Source organism: Sodalis sp. (in: enterobacteria) (assembly GCF_047607725.1).
GTDB lineage: Bacteria > Pseudomonadota > Gammaproteobacteria > Enterobacterales > Enterobacteriaceae > JBLKSS01.
In genome coordinates this window covers 1-13,687 of the sequence record NZ_JBLKSS010000092.1, presented here as the reverse complement: position 1 = coordinate 13,687, position 13,687 = coordinate 1, and the positions used below count along the sequence as shown (strand labels likewise).

The following is a 13,687-nucleotide window of genomic DNA, read 5'->3' as shown; positions in this document are numbered from 1 at the left end:
GCACAGGAAAAATAGACTAAAACTGAGTCAGAAGATGAGCGAACACGTGATCGAATATCACTGGAATGGGTGATCGGAAAATATCGGAATAACTGATCGGATGTCGCCGGAACAGATGATCGGATACGTCGGAATCTGCAACTGTCTCAATGGAGTTGGTTTTGTTACAGTATGGATGATTTTTTTACACTTTAGCCGGTTCGCCAGCCGCCGTTTCGCGCGCGGTTTTCTCTCGCTTCAGACGCAAGGACGGGTTTTCGCCGGCGCGGATAGAGAAGCGTTTGCCTCACCGTTCGCGGCTGATAGGCGCGTAAGCGCGCGTTCTGAAGCCAACGCCGCGGGTTCGCTTGCTCTGTTCCGATTCGGCGGCGGGCAGTAGATGACATGCCATCAATGGTTGAGAATACACAATGGATATCTTTAAGGAACTGTTGCACGCCATATGGCAACAGGATTTTGAAACACTTTCTGATCCTAGCCTGGTTTGGACCATTTATTTGCTGGTGTTTGTCATCTTTTTTTTGGAGAACGGCCTACTGCCCGCCGCCTTTTTACTCGGCGACAGTTTATTGATATTGATCGGCGTGCTGATTACGAAAGGGACGCTGAATTTTCCTCTAGTGCTGTTGCTTCTGACCATCGCCGCTAGTTTGGGCAGTTGGATTAGCTATATACAGGGGAAATGGCTGGAAAATAACCGGGTGGTCAAGAGCTGGCTGGCGCATCTGCCGGCGCATTATCATCAGCGGGCGTACCGGATGTTTCATCGCCATGGGCTTTCGGCTTTGCTTATCGGCCGGTTTGTCGCGTTTGTGCGTACGCTGCTGCCGACTATCGCCGGTTTGTCCGGCCTAGGAAGTTCGCGTTTTCATTTTTTTAATTGGATCAGCGCCTTTCTGTGGGTGTTTATCTTAACGCTAGTTGGGTTCATCCTCGGGAAAACGCCGGTTTTTCAGCGCTATGAAGAGGAATTGATGCTGTGCCTGATTCTGCCGCCGCTGGCGCTCTTGACTATCGGGCTGGTGAGTTCGCTGGTGGTCATCTGGCGCCGTAAACGGCTTACCGATTCGGATAAAGAATGATGAAAGTGTCAGGTTGTTTTGGCCTCATGAAGCGCTCCCGCCTCGGTTTGCTGGCGGTGGCGGTGCTTGTGTCGCTGACGCTGTTATTGCCGACGCTGTGCCGCGACGACAGCACACTGCAAATCACCGTTGCCCGCGAACGTGGTTCGCTGCCGGACGGTTTTTTTCTCTATCAGCTGCTTGAGGATCGCGGTATCCGCGTGAAAAGCATTACCCCCGCCAAAGACAGTATGATTATTCATCTGGACACCCCGGAACAAGCGCAGGCGGCGCAATTGGTGCTGTAAAGTCACCTGCCGGAGGGCTACGCGATACTGAAAAGCCGCCGCTATAGCGGCTGGCAGTGGCTATACCGTCCTTCCGCCGATGAGGAGCGTCTGGGTTAACCCCGCCGCTTCGGCGTGCCGTCCTTGCCAAGCAGGTGCGCTCGCCGACCGTCTGTCCGACGCGCCGTCAGGCGGCCTTGTCTTTAACCGGATTAATCCTAAGAAATTGTTACCACTTTTTTGTGGTTTAGCGGATCCGGGGCTACGCTTACCTTAAGCGCTAAACATCAGAATCCCTTCTGGATTTTAGCATGACGACCCGGATTCAACGCACCCAGTGCAATGACCTCTCACCCCGCGGTACGCCGTTGCAGGCCGTGCTTCATGCCTGTCTCATGACGCCGGGAGGTTTCATCGGCGCTATCAGCGCCGGCGGGCAAGACGGCTCAGGGCATAGAATGGTTAAAAATAATTAATGGTTTGTCGGGTGGACGAAGGCTTATTCCCCCCCGATGCCAAAACCTTGAGGGAGTCTAACCATGGTCAAAGATGCCACTTCTGAACATTTACGTGCGGAATTGAAATCACTGGCGGATACGCTGGAAGAAGTGTTGCGTGGTTCCGCGCAAAAGCCCAAAGCCGAGTTTGAAAAACTGCGTACCAAAGCGGAAAGCGCGCTTAAGGATATCCGCAGCCGTCTTGGCGATAGCGGCGAACGCCTGGCGGAGCAAACCCGCGTGGTGGCGAGTAAAGCAGATGAATACGTACACGAATATCCCTGGGCGGGCATTGGCGTTGGCGCCGTGGTCGGCTTTATCCTCGGTGCACTTATCACACGGCGCTAATCATTATGATCGAACAGCAAAACCAGGGCCCTGGTAATGGCTTATTTAATATCGCCCAGCGAATCCTTACTATTGTCGTCGGTATGGTAGAGACCCGCCTGCGCCTGGCCGTAGTGGAGCTGGAGGAAGAGAAATCCAATATCATTCAGATGCTGATGATGGCCGGCATAACGCTGCTGTTTGCCGCGTTTGGTCTGATGAGTCTGTTGGTATTGGTGATCCTGGCCATCGATCCGCAATACCGCCTGACGGCGATCGCCACCACGACCGGCATATTGCTGTTGCTGGCGATCGTCGGCGCGGTGGTGACCTTAGCCAAAGCGTGAAAATCCTCGTTACTTGGCTCCACGCGCGAGGAGCTGTAGGTGGATCGTAATATTCTTGAAAAGCTGCAGGATGAAATTAAAAACGAAGAAGCCGCACGCAAGCACGAGGAAGCGGTAAAAAGTAAGCAGCGCGACAGGATTGCGGAGGCGAAATGAGCGAAAGCAAGCCGAAACACGCCAAAAAGCTGCTGCTGTTGCACCAAATCCGGCAACAGCGCCAGGCGCTGGGCGTGCAAAGCCGCCAGTGGCAGCTCGCCACCGCCCCTTGGGATCGGCGCTGGATGTGTCTGTTAAGTTTCCGCCGCTATCTAATTGCGGGCACCAGCTTATTGGCGCTGTACAATGTTCGTCACCCCAGCCGACTTATGCGCTGGGCCAAACGGGGCATTGGCATCCTGGGCGCGGTCAAAATGGTGCGTAAGGCGCTGGAAACCCGCTAGCCTTCGCCCGGCTCGAGCGGCGCGCCCTGCCGCATAGCGACAATGCAGCCTCCCAAAGCATCGGTTTGATGACGCGCCCGCCGCTGGATTCTGGCCGGTTATCAGCAGTCCGTCGCTGACGACGTAAGGCGCCCAATCTTCCACCTTGGCATAAAGGCCGCCCAAAGCCTTGAGCTCATCTTCAACCAGAAACGGCACGACCTCGGTCAAGCCGACGCCGGCTTCTTCAGTGTTGCTAAAGCCCGTGACATGCTTGCCCTCTACCAGCGGCCTCCCCGCCGGGGTCTTAACGTGACGCAGCACGCCCGGCGTGTGGCAAACTAATGCTATCGGCTTGCCGGCGGCCAGGAAGGCGGTAATCAACGCGATGGAATGCCTGTCTTCGGGCAAGTCCCATAGCGGACCGTAGCCGCCTGGGTAAAACACCGTGTCGTAATCGGCCTGCGCTACGCTGTCCAGGCGCACGGTAGCGGCCAATTGCGCCATCACCCGGGCATCGGCCTCGAAACGGCGGGTATCCCCGGTCTGGAAAGCCGGCTCGTTGCTTTTGGGATCGAGCGGCGGCTGGCCGCCGTTAGGCGAGGCCAACACGATCTCGGCGCCGGCATCCTTGAAGGCGGCGTAATACGGCGCGGCCAATTCTTCCAGCCAGAAGCCGGTTTTACGGCCGGTATTACCGAGCCGGTCGTGTGAGGTCAAAACCATTAATACTTTCATTGTCTTTCTCCAGGTGGCGTGCGATGTCATTATTAGACCGGTCGTCTTGATACGAAAGATAAAAAAGCACTTCGGCGGAAGTGTGTTTATCTCTTTCCCTCCGGTCAGAGGGTAAGATGCAAAATGTGACGCGTGGTCGCTATGGCCGTGGCAAACGGCTGGGTATGACGGACTATCTTGACCATGACGCTGGCGCCCAGCCACAATTGGTATAGGCTTTGCGCAACCTCCGCAGGAGAACCCTCGATGGTTAGCGCCCCTTCCGCCACGCCGTCTTCAATGGCGCGCGCCAGTCGACGGGTGATGCCAGACGTCCCGCGAGCGAGCGCCAGGCGCATCGCCTCAGACAGATCGGCCACCTCCGCGCCCAGCTTGACCGCCAGACACTTGCCCTGGCAATCGTGAAAAGACTGGGTGTCCTGCCAGTTCTGCCAATACGCCATCAGGCGCTGCGCCATGTTTTGGTCGGGTGCGCTCAGCGTGGCGTCAAGGTCAGTGAGATAGTCCGCGAAATAGCTCTCCAGCAGCGCCTCGCCAAACACCTCTTTTGAACCGAAGTAGTGATAAAACGACCCCTTCGGGACGCCGGCTGCGGCCAGGATTTCTTTAAGCCCAACAGCGGAAAAACCCTTGCCGGCCATGATCCGCTGGCCATGAGTCAGAATGCTTTCCCGAACGGGGTTGGTTTCGGTGTTTGTCGCCATGTTCATACTCTGAAGATAGCATCGATTGGACCGGTCGTCTAGAAGCATTTTCATTGCTCTTTTTTATTCAATTTTTCTGATTAATCCTGACAGTTTTACTCGCTATCACCGGCCACAGCAGCGCATTACACTGCCTGCATCCGGTGTCCTCCCCGCCGCACTCATCCGCGGGACGCATTCCATAGAAGCCTTAGCCGTGCATTGCGCCGGCAGACACAAACCAAGAGAGAATCATGAAAAAATTAGATGATAGCGCCTTGCTGGTGGCACGTGTATTGATGCCTATACTGTTTATTGTGGCCGGCTACGGCAAACTGGGCACAGGTTACGCCGGAACCCAGCACTATATGGCGGCGATGGGCGTGCCGGGCTTTTTATTGCCATTGACCATTTTGCTTGAAGTTGGCGGCGGTCTGGCGGTTCTGTTCGGCTTACTGACCCGCAGCGTGGCGCTTATCACCGTGGTATTTACGCTTTTGACGGAGTTTATTTTCCATGCGGATTTTACCCAGGCGGGTAACCGTAACCAGATCAACTTTATGAAAAATCTGACCATCGCCGGCGGCTATCTGCTGCTGGCGGTGAGCGGTCCTGGCGCCTTCAGCATTGATCGCCTGCTCGATAAAAAAGGGTAACCGCGAGCCCCCCTAGCCCGCCGGCCCAGGCGGGCGGAGGGCGTAAGCGGGTAAAAAAACCGACACCCCGCATTTTCCCGCGGACGGTGAGTGCAGGGAGTCGAAAAACCGAACGGCATGATGTTGAGAGGAGTGTGGACATGGGGTTACTCGTTGAGGGGCAGTGGCAGGACAAATAGTACGATGATACCGCCGCCAGCAGCGGACGTTTTCAGCGCTCAGCGTCGGTGTTCCGCAACTGGATAACGCCCGACGGCAGCGCCGGTCCCGAAGGGCGTGGCGGCTTTCGCGCCGAAGCCGGCCGCTACCATCTTTACGTGTCATTGGCCTGTCCCTGGGCGCACCGCACCCTGCTGATGCGTCAGTTGAAAGGATTATCCCAGTTAATCCCCGTCTCGGTTGTCCACCCGCTGATGCTCGAGAACGGCTGGACCTTCAGCCGGGATTTTCCCGGCGCTACCGGCGACCCCCTGTTCGATAAAGCGTTTCTTTATCAACTCTATTTGCAGGCTGATCCCGGCTACAGCGGCCGCGTCACGGTGTCGGTGCTGTGGGATAAGCAGCAACAGACCATTGTAAGCAATGAATCGGCGGATATCCTGCGGATGTTCAATAACGCGTTCGACGGCGCCGGCGCGCTGGCCGGCGACTATTATCCCCCTGACCTGCGCGCCGCCATTGACGAGATCAACGGCTGGGTATACCCGCAGGTGAATAATGGCGTCTACAAAGCCGGCTTCGCTACCCGTCAAGAGGCCTACGATGAGGCGGCGGAGGAGGTTTTCGCGGCCCTGGCGCGTCTGGAGGAGATCCTCGGCCGGCATCGCTATCTGACCGGTCTCCACCTGACCGAAGCGGATTTACGGCTGTGGACCACGCTTATCCGCTTTGATGCGGTGTACCACACCCACTTCAAATGCGATCGTCAGCGCCTGAGCGACTATTTGAACTTATCGGGGTTTTTGCGCGATATTTATCAGTTGCCGGGCATTGCCGAAACGGTGGATTTCGCCCATATTCGCCACCATTATTTCCGCAGTCATCCGACCCTCAACCCGCCCGACATTATTTCTATCGGGCCGCAGTTTGATCTGGGCGAACCCCACGGCCGCGCGCAGCGTTTCGGCGCCCGCGAGGCGTGAGCGTCGACCGCCGGACGGCGGCGGCCGGCGCTAGCTAAACAATTTGGGAATTTCGCGCAGGAACCAAGATTTGGCTTCGCCCATACTGTCGCGACGCCAGGCCATGATGATATCGCTGCCGGCGCTGTACTCCGGGCTAACCACCCGCAGCTGCCCGGCGGCGATATCCGCCTCCACCAGCGGGTAGGGCATCGTCGCCACCCCCAGTCCGGCGAGCAACGCCTTATGTTTATCCGCCATCGTGCTCACCGTTAGGCGTTGCTGTTTATCCAGCAGTTGCACCGTCAACACCTGCCGCTCGCAGGCGGTATCGGCGATGGCGATCCCGCGATATTTGACCCGGGTGACTTCGGACAGCGGCTCCGGCTCCTGGTGGATCGAGTGATCGGGGCTGGCGACGTAAACATTGAGCAAGCGGTAAAGTTTGCGGCTATTGATTTCCGACGACGCTCGGAAATGCAAATCCGGCGCAATGACGATATCGGCCCGCCCTTGTTCCAGACGCTCCCAGGCGCCGGCCAGCACTTCATTAATAATGGAAACCTGGGTGTTGGCTTTGCACGCCAGCTTGTCTATCAGCGGAAAAAGTTTTTCAGCGGGGATCAGCGCTTCGGTTACCAGCGTCAGATGGGTTTCCCACCCGCGCGCCAGCGCCTCCGCGTCGGTGGTAAGCTTATCCGCCGCTTCCAGCAACACCCGCCCGCGCTCCAGCAACATGCGGCCGACATTGGTTAATTTGGTGCGGTGGCCGGACCGGTCGAACAAGACTACATCCAGCTCCTCCTCCAATTTCTGCATGGTGTAGCTTAGCGCCGAAGGCACCCGCCCCAATTCATCCGCCGCGGCGGCAAAGCTGCCGTGCCTATCGATCGCATCCATTACCCGCAGGGCTTCCAGCGTCAATGCCCGGTCTTTAGCCATCGGATCTTCTCATTCAGGATTTTTGAATATGGCGTCCAGATTAACTTGCTAACAATCCGCCGTCCAGCCGCTTACACTTTATCCAGACCCCGTGGAAACAGATTACGCCATGATTACTTGCAGAACAGCCCAACAATGCGGCCAGGCGGACTTCGGATGGTTGCAGGCACGCTACGCCTTTTCTTTCGGCCACTATTTCGATCCGGCCTATTTGCACTACGCCTCGCTGTGGGCGCTGAATCAGGAAGTGCTGGCGGTCGACGCCGCCTTCCAGCCGCGGACCTATCCCCCCGTCGATGTGTTGAATATCGTCTTGCGGGGCGAAGCCGAATACCGCGATAGTAACGGTCATGCCGTCCGCGTCGTCGCCGGCGAAGCGTTGATGCTGGCCGCCCAGCCCGGCGTTAGCTACAGCGAGCATAATATCGGCGCGCTACCGCTGACCCGCATGCAACTGTGGCTCGATGCCTGCCCCACGCGGGAAAATCCCGCCGTGCAATCGCTTACGCTGCCCGTAGCCGCCCACGTCCTGCTGGCCTCGTCACAGGGGGAACAGGGGAGCCTGCGGCTGCGCCAGCAGGCGTGGGTGCATCAGGTGACGCTGGCGGCGGGTGAGAGCCTGACGGTGCCGCTTAACGGCCGGCGCGCTTATCTGCAATCGGTGTACGGCCAGATGGAGATTGGCGGTAAGCAGGGCGCGCGCGGCCAGCTTTCCTGCGGCGACGGCGCTTTTGTCCATGATGAGCAGCCCGTGACATTGCGAGCCACCACGCTGTTGCAGGCGCTGTTGATTGATTTGGCCGGCGACGACCGACCGGGCGTCGTAAACCCGCGGGCGTCAACGGCAAAAAAAAACCCGCGCCTGGGTGTGGCGCGGGGTTAACGCAAGAGTGGAGTTGACCGTTAAGCCGGGTTCTGTCGTGGACAGTCATTCATCTAGGCCAGCGCTCGCGCGCTGGCTCAAGCAGCCTACCCGGGTTCAGTACGGGCCGTACCATGTGAACCCCTATTTGGCCTTGCTCCGGGTGGAGTTTACCGTGCCGCGAACTGTTACCAGCCGCGCGGTGCGCTCTTACCGCACCCTTTCACCCTTACCTGTTCCCGCTTGCGCGGGCCATCGGCGGTTTGCTCTCTGTTGCACTTGTCGTGGGTTTGCACCCCCCAGGCGTTACCTGGCACCCTGCCCTATGGAGCCCGGACTTTCCTCCCCTCCCCCTGTTTCCCCTTGCGGGGACGACGGCGAAGCGGCGACTGCCTGGTCAACTCCGGGGCGCAGTATAGGCACTTTCCCGGCGCTTGTCATCCGCGATATGCGGTCCAAGGATTAAGCCGCTGCGCCGCGTTAGGCTTTTTGCTGCCGATCGAGGGCGTAGCGGTACAGCGCATTCTTTTTCACGCCGTGGATCTCCACCGCCAGCGCAGCGGCTTTTTTCAGCGGCAATTCGGCTAGCAACAGCGATAACGTGCGCAGCGCCTCCGGCGACAGCGCATCGTCCGGCGCGCGATAGCCTTCGACGACAAGCACCATTTCGCCGCGGCGGCGCATGTCGTCCTCCCGCACCCAGGCCAGAAGCTCCCCGACGGGCGCGCCGTGGAGGGACTCCCAGGTTTTGGTCAGCTCCCGCGCCAGCACCACGTAGCGCAGCGGCCCCCAGGCGGTGACCATATTTTCCAGGCTCTCCAGCAACCGGTGGGTGGACTCGTAGAAAATCAGCGTACGCGGCTCCTGTGCCCGCGCTTGCAGGGAATCGAGACGCGCTTTGCGCTTCGCCGGCAGGAATCCTTCATAACAAAAACGATCGGAGGGCAGCCCGGCGGCGGACAGTGCGGTAATGGCCGTGTAGGCGCCCGGCAACGGCACGACGCGAATGCCGGCCTCGCGGCAGCGGCGCATCAGATGATATCCCGGGTCGTTGATAAGCGGCGTGCCGGCGTCAGAGACCAGCGCTATACTTTGTCCGTCTTGCAGTTTCGCCAATAAAACTTCCGCCTTTTGCTGTTCATTATGGTCATGCAACGCGAACAGCCGCGCATTTATGGCAAAATGTTGTAACAATAGACCGGTATGACGGGTATCCTCAGCGGCAATAAGATCAACGCCCTGCAGGACAGACAGCGCCCGCCGGGTGATGTCCTCCAGATTACCAATGGTGGGAGTCGGTACCACATACAGCGTTGCTGCGGAAATATCCGCTTGTTGGTGTTGATTCATCGTTTCATCCGGATTGCCGATTTAATATTGAGCATCTTGAAAAAAACATCACTGGATACAGTATGCTTTCCTCTTATGTATTGGGTTTTAAAACAGGACGCTTGTTTCCTGTCTTGCTGGCCGCGTGTACCGCCCAGGGTCCGGAAAGCCAGACCGGCCGCGCGTCCATTCCGGCCAACGCCAATGCCGACTATTATTTGCAGCAGATGCAGCAAAGCCGCAATGATACCAAGACCGACTACCAATTACTCGCCATTCGCGCGCTGATTAAAGAAGGGCGCCTGCCGCTGGCGCAGCAGCAGCTCGCCGCGCTGCCGTCCCAGCTTGATGCGGCGCGCCAGCGCGAACGCCTGCTGCTGAGCGCGGAATTTGCGCTGGCCTCGCGTCAGCCGCAAAGCGCCGCCGCCGCCCTACGGCAAATCGATAGCGCCTCCCTCGCCACGACGCGCAGCAGCGCCTGCGCTACACCCAGGCGATGATCGATGCCGGCCAGAGCCAACCCTCGCTGGATCTGGTACGGGCCTATATTGCTCAGGCGCCGCTGCTGACCGACCCGGCCGGCCGCCAGCAAAATATTGATAAAACCTGGCAAACGCTGGTATCGCTCCCGTCCCAGCAGGGCAATCTGGTCATCAACGCCGATGAGAACGTGCTGCAGGGCTGGCTGGATCTGTTGCGGGTCTATCAGGACAACCGCCAGGATCCTACCCTGCTGTAGGCGGCAATTAAAGACTGGCAGACCCGCTATCCGCAAAACCCGGCGGCGAAAACCCTGCCCACCCCCCTGGGCCAGGTGCAGAACTATTCATCGTCCTCGGTGGGGGGCATTGCTTTGCTGCTACCGCTGAACGGTCAGGCGCAGGTATTTTCCGCCGCGATTCAGCAGGGGTTTACGGCGGCGAAAAACGGCCTGACCGCTCAACAAAGCACCCCGGTTCAGGACCCTAACGCCGCCGGTCAGACCGCCGATGGCGCCAACCTTAACGACGGCGTGGCGGGAACGCCGCCTGACGGCGGTAGCGCAAACCAGAACGGACCGGTAACCGCCCCCGGTACGAGTCCTGACCCCGCCACGTCGGGAGACGACGGGCAAAATCCCGCCGCCGCTTCCACCGCCAGCAGCGTGCAGGTGAAGGTTTATGATACCTCCAGCCAGCCGCTGCCTGCGCTCCTGGCCCAGGCGCAGCGGAACGGCGCCAGTATGATAATCGGTCCGCTTTTGAAAAACGACGTGGAGCAGTTGTATAACGATAACGCCGGCGCCGTGGCCGCCGGCACGCTGAATATCCTGGCGCTCAATCAGCCGGAACATCTGCAGTCGCGGCCCAATATTTGCTATTTTGCCCTGTCTCCGGAAGATGAAGCGCGCGACGCGGCCAACCATATTCACCAGCAGGGCCGGCAGCAGCCGCTGCCGCGCGGCGCATTGGGGGACAAGGGTGGCGAAGGCGTTTTCCGACGCCTGGCGCCAGGCCGGCGGCGCCACGGTGCTGGAACAGCGCTTTGGCTCCTCCGCCGAGCTTAAACAAAGCATCAACAGCGGTGCAGGCATCCAGCTGACCGGCACGCCGGTAGCCGGTGGCGAAGCGCCGGCCAACGCCTCGGTGACCATCGCGGGTCTTACCATCCCCGCACCGCAGGATAACGGCGCGGTGTCGACGTCCGCCAATGCCGACGGCGGTATCGACGCGGTCTATATTATTGCCACCCCCGACGAGCTGGCGCTGATTAAGCCGATGATCGACATGCGCGTCAGCTCGCGCGCCCGGCTGGCGCTGTATGCCAGTTCGCGCAGCTATCAGGCCGATGCCGGTCCCGATTACCGCCTGGAAATGGAGGGGCTGGAATTCAGCGATATCCCGCTGCTGACCGGCGACAACCCGGCGCTGCTGTCACAGATAAGCGCCCAGTTCCGCGGTGATTATTCGCTGGTGCGGCTGTACGCCATGGGTATGGACGCCTGGACGCTGGCCAATCACTTCAGCGAAATGCGCCAGCTTCCGGGCTTCCAGGTCGCGGGCGAAACCGGCACGCTATCGGCAACGCCGGATTGCGTGATCAACAGGACGTTGTCATGGCTGAAATACCAGCGGGGCCAACTCATAGTGGCGCGGTAAGCGGCCGCTCACGCGGGGCGCTTCGCGCGCCGCCGCCTAGAGCAGGCCGGTCTGCGCTTTGTCGCCGCCAATATGCAGGTACGCGGCGGCGAGATTGACTTGATCATGCGGGAGGGTAATACCTGGGTGTTCGTCGAAGTCCGCTACCGTCGCAGCGACACCTATGGCACCGCCGCCGAAAGCGTAACGCCCCGCAAGCGCCGCCGTTTACTGCGGGCGCCGCAGGTCTGGCTGGCGCAGCGCGGCGCCAGTTTTGACACTTCCGCTTGTCGCTTCGACATTATCGCCATTACCGGAAGCCGGGTAGAATGGCTAACAGACGCCTTTGGCGCACCGTAATGACGCCCCATTTATTTTTTGACTTATCAGGTTGTTAAACGTGCTGGAAAGAATAAAAGGCTGTTTTACCGAAAGTATCCAAACCCAGATTGCGGCGGCGGAGGCCCTGCCCGACGCCATCGCCCATGCCGCCAACTTGCTGGCGCAGGCGCTGCTCGACGATAAAAAAATCTTATGCTGCGGCAACGGCACCTCCGCCGCTAACGCGCAGCACTTCGCCGCCTGTATGCTGAATCGTTTTGAAGCCGAGCGCCCCAGCCTGCCGGCTATGGCGTTGAATGCCGATACCGTGGTGTTGACCGCCATCGCCAACGATCGCCAGCATGACGAAATCTACGCCAAGCAGGTGCGCGCGCTCGGGCAGGTCGGCGATATCCTGCTGGCGATTTCCAACCGCGGCAACAGCCGTGATATCGTGAAAGCCGTCGAGGCGGCCGTCACCCGGGACATGAAAATTATCGCCCTGACGGGCTACGACGGCGGCGAATTGGCCGGCCTGCTCGGTCAACAGGACGTTGAAATCCGCATCCCGTCCCATCGCAGCGCGCGGATTCAGGAGATGCATATGCTCACCGTGAACTGTCTATGTGATTTGATAGATAATAAGCTATTTCCCCACCTGGACGATTGAGGAGCCCAGATGAAGGTTCATACGCTATTAATACTGCTGTGTACCACCCTGATGCTGCAAGGATGCGTCGGCGCGGTGGTGGTTGGTACCGCCGCGGTCGCCACCAAAACCGCCACCGATCCCCGCACCGTCGGCACCCAGGTCGATGACGGCACGCTTGAAGCACGGGTCGCCAATGCGCTGGCCAAAGATCAGCAACTGAAGAAAGAGGCGCGCATCGTCAATACGGCCTATCAGGGCAAAGTCCTGCTGACCGGCCAGGCGCCGACCCCCGAGCTTGCCGAACGCGCCAAGCAGATTGCGATGGGCGTCGACGGCGCCACCGAGGTCTATAACGAAATCCGTCAGGGGCAGCCAGTGTCGCTGGGACGCGCGTCAATGGATACCTGGATCACCACCAAGATCCGTTCACAGCTGCTGGCCAGCGACGCGGTCAAGTCTTCCAACGTCAAAGTGACCACGGAGAACGGCGAAGTCTTCCTGCTGGGGCTGGTGACCAACGCCGAAGGCAAGGCAGCGGCCGAAGTCACCAGTAAAGTGAATGGCGTGAAACATGTCACGATCGCCTTCACCTACTTGCAGTAACCGCGGCTTAACGCAGGCAGGCCTGCGCCAGATAGGCATCGCCGCCCATTTGCCGCATCTGGCGCAGGATCCAGCGCTGCCGTTGGCGGACATAGTCGCTGGGCGCGTCGGCGCGTAAGCTTCGCGGGTTCGGTAACACCGCTGCCAGCAGCGCCGCCTCCACGCCAAATATGCCCTCGCCAAATTCCGCAATATTCAGATACACGGTCAAAATGCGCCGCCTTGGTCCAGACCCCCTCTATCCCGAGCGTCAGGCCGGTCTCCAGCCCTTTACGCAGCCAGCAGCACCCGTCCCACAGCAACAGATTCTTCGCCGTCTGTTGCGATAGGGTGGACGCGCCGCGAATATGCCGGCTGCGCGCATTATGGTTGAGTACATCGTGGATAGCGGTGATATCGAACCCTAATGGCGGGAAAATTTTTGATCCTCGGCCGCCATCACCGCCAACGCCATCGGCGGTGCAATAGCTGCAGATTCCGAAGTATCCGATCATCTGTTCCGGCGACATCCGATCAGTTATTCCGATATTTTCCGATCACCCATTCCAGTGATATTCGATCACGTGTTCGCTCATCTTCTGACTTAGTTTTAGTCTATTTTTCCTGTGCTGGCTACTCCTTGCTCTTTGCGTAGTGATTCGCCTTTAAGTTCCAGTCGATAGCTGGGGTGTACTAGCCGATCGAGTAACGCGTCAGCTGTCGTGGGGTTTTCTATCAGTCCATAC

11 protein-coding genes, 1 other RNA gene and 7 pseudogenes are annotated in these 13,687 nt (G+C 59.0%); 12 read left to right on the top strand and 7 right to left on the bottom strand.

The window, feature by feature from the left end; all coding sequences use genetic code 11:
• Positions 1-410 precede the first annotated feature (410 nt).
• From ACMX3H_RS09065 to ACMX3H_RS09045, 5 genes and pseudogenes are all read left to right on the top strand, one after another.
• Entirely contained in the window at positions 411-1,082 is a 672-nt protein-coding gene (locus ACMX3H_RS09065; RefSeq protein ID WP_415210573.1) for a DedA family protein, read from the top strand.
• A 26-nt stretch (positions 1,083-1,108) separates the two neighbouring features.
• The gene (gene mzrA, locus ACMX3H_RS09060; protein ID WP_415210572.1) at positions 1,109-1,369 is read left to right on the top strand and encodes an EnvZ/OmpR regulon moderator MzrA; all 261 of its coding nucleotides are present in this window, start codon (positions 1,109-1,111) and stop codon (positions 1,367-1,369) included.
• A 518-nt stretch (positions 1,370-1,887) separates the two neighbouring features.
• The gene (locus tag ACMX3H_RS09055) at positions 1,888-2,193 is read left to right on the top strand and encodes a DUF883 family protein (protein WP_415210571.1); all 306 of its coding nucleotides are present in this window, start codon (positions 1,888-1,890) and stop codon (positions 2,191-2,193) included.
• Between the two features lie 5 nt (positions 2,194-2,198).
• Positions 2,199-2,516: pseudogene (locus tag ACMX3H_RS09050) on the top strand (phage holin family protein); the annotation flags it as partial.
• A 155-nt stretch (positions 2,517-2,671) separates the two neighbouring features.
• Positions 2,672-2,959, top strand: coding sequence for a YqjK-like family protein (locus ACMX3H_RS09045; RefSeq protein WP_415210570.1), 288 nt, complete (start codon positions 2,672-2,674; stop codon positions 2,957-2,959).
• Between the two features lie 66 nt (positions 2,960-3,025).
• Here ACMX3H_RS09045 and ACMX3H_RS09040 read toward each other — a convergent pair.
• Positions 3,026-3,676: pseudogene (locus ACMX3H_RS09040) on the bottom strand (type 1 glutamine amidotransferase domain-containing protein); the annotation flags it as partial.
• Between the two features lie 104 nt (positions 3,677-3,780).
• The gene (locus ACMX3H_RS09035) at positions 3,781-4,386 is read right to left on the bottom strand and encodes a TetR/AcrR family transcriptional regulator (protein ID WP_415210575.1); all 606 of its coding nucleotides are present in this window, start codon (positions 4,384-4,386) and stop codon (positions 3,781-3,783) included.
• Positions 4,387-4,613: 227 nt separating this feature from the next.
• Here ACMX3H_RS09035 and ACMX3H_RS09030 point away from each other — a divergent pair, with 227 nt between their 5' ends.
• Both ACMX3H_RS09030 and ACMX3H_RS09025 read left to right on the top strand, forming a co-directional pair.
• Complete coding sequence (locus ACMX3H_RS09030; protein WP_415210569.1) at positions 4,614-5,015, top strand: DoxX family protein; 402 nt, start codon at positions 4,614-4,616, stop codon at positions 5,013-5,015.
• Between the two features lie 140 nt (positions 5,016-5,155).
• Positions 5,156-6,157, top strand: a pseudogene (locus ACMX3H_RS09025) (glutathione S-transferase family protein).
• A gap of 30 nt (positions 6,158-6,187) precedes the next feature.
• Here ACMX3H_RS09025 and ACMX3H_RS09020 read toward each other — a convergent pair.
• The gene (locus tag ACMX3H_RS09020; protein WP_415210568.1) at positions 6,188-7,078 is read right to left on the bottom strand and encodes a LysR family transcriptional regulator; all 891 of its coding nucleotides are present in this window, start codon (positions 7,076-7,078) and stop codon (positions 6,188-6,190) included.
• Positions 7,079-7,187: 109 nt separating this feature from the next.
• On the opposite strand from ACMX3H_RS09020, the pseudogene ACMX3H_RS09015 reads away from it, so the two are divergent.
• A pseudogene (locus ACMX3H_RS09015) lies at positions 7,188-7,877 on the top strand (pirin family protein); the annotation flags it as partial.
• Positions 7,878-7,966: 89 nt separating this feature from the next.
• On the opposite strand, the gene rnpB reads toward ACMX3H_RS09015, so the two are convergent.
• Positions 7,967-8,345: RNase P RNA component class A (gene rnpB, locus ACMX3H_RS09010), an RNA gene on the bottom strand.
• Positions 8,346-8,420: 75 nt separating this feature from the next.
• The gene (rsmI, locus tag ACMX3H_RS09005) at positions 8,421-9,290 is read right to left on the bottom strand and encodes a 16S rRNA (cytidine(1402)-2'-O)-methyltransferase (protein WP_415210567.1); all 870 of its coding nucleotides are present in this window, start codon (positions 9,288-9,290) and stop codon (positions 8,421-8,423) included.
• Between the two features lie 62 nt (positions 9,291-9,352).
• Between rsmI and ACMX3H_RS09000 the strand changes: the two are divergent.
• The 4 genes and pseudogenes from ACMX3H_RS09000 to dolP all read left to right on the top strand — a co-directional run bounded on the left by ACMX3H_RS09000 (position 9,353) and on the right by dolP (position 12,962).
• Positions 9,353-11,407: pseudogene (locus ACMX3H_RS09000) on the top strand (penicillin-binding protein activator).
• Between the two features lie 6 nt (positions 11,408-11,413).
• Positions 11,414-11,746, top strand: a pseudogene (locus ACMX3H_RS08995) (YraN family protein); the annotation flags it as partial.
• A 40-nt stretch (positions 11,747-11,786) separates the two neighbouring features.
• Entirely contained in the window at positions 11,787-12,377 is a 591-nt protein-coding gene (gene diaA / locus ACMX3H_RS08990) for a DnaA initiator-associating protein DiaA (RefSeq protein ID WP_415210566.1), read from the top strand.
• A 9-nt stretch (positions 12,378-12,386) separates the two neighbouring features.
• A complete protein-coding gene (gene dolP, locus ACMX3H_RS08985) occupies positions 12,387-12,962 on the top strand; it encodes a division/outer membrane stress-associated lipid-binding lipoprotein (protein ID WP_415210565.1) in 576 nt (191 codons plus the stop codon).
• Positions 12,963-12,969: 7 nt separating this feature from the next.
• Here the strand turns inward: dolP and ACMX3H_RS08980 are convergent.
• A pseudogene (locus ACMX3H_RS08980) lies at positions 12,970-13,452 on the bottom strand (transglycosylase domain-containing protein); the annotation flags it as partial.
• A gap of 99 nt (positions 13,453-13,551) precedes the next feature.
• Positions 13,552-13,687, bottom strand: a 136-nt coding sequence (locus ACMX3H_RS08975; protein ID WP_415210574.1) for an ATP-binding protein, incomplete at its 5' end; no start/stop codon positions are given.